This is a genomic window from Polaromonas sp. P1_G2, from assembly GCF_056405515.1.
In genome coordinates this window covers 1-437 of sequence record NZ_JBFUBY010001242.1, presented here as the reverse complement: position 1 = coordinate 437, position 437 = coordinate 1, and the positions used below count along the sequence as shown (strand labels likewise).

1 protein-coding gene is annotated in these 437 nt (G+C 63.6%); it reads right to left on the bottom strand.

All coding sequences use genetic code 11. The features are described from left to right. Positions 1-398 (bottom strand): MaoC/PaaZ C-terminal domain-containing protein (locus AC1D0P_RS29955; RefSeq protein ID WP_477680056.1); only part of this gene is annotated, 398 nt, incomplete at its 3' end. Positions 399-437: the final 39 nt, after the last annotated feature.

Here is a 437-nt window from a genome sequence, read left to right as displayed (position 1 = left end):
GTCAGATTGCAGATATGCCGGCCCGGGCGGTGCGGAACCGGAGCGTCGCCGTTGAACTGCATCGAATAGGTGACCGTGTCTCCCGCGAAGACCGGCTTCAGCCATTTGAGATTGCGGATGCCGGGAGAGGGGCCGAGCTTGGGCGGCGTGCCGCCATCGGCGCGGATCGCCTCGTTCTGGCGGTAGATACTGGCGACGTTGCATTTCATTGCGGCGGCGCAGACGTGCCAGCCCGAGGCGCAGAGGTCGCCGAACAGCGATTGCTTGGCGAGTTCCGGATCGGTGTGGAAGAAATGCGGGTCGAATTCCCTGGCGAATTCCACGATCAGGTCGGCGGTGAATTCGTAGGTGCCGATGACCACCGGCTTGCCGACCTCAAGCAATTCGCGCATCCTCATGCGGCGGCCTCCGCGCGCATGCGGAACATGCCGGGATTT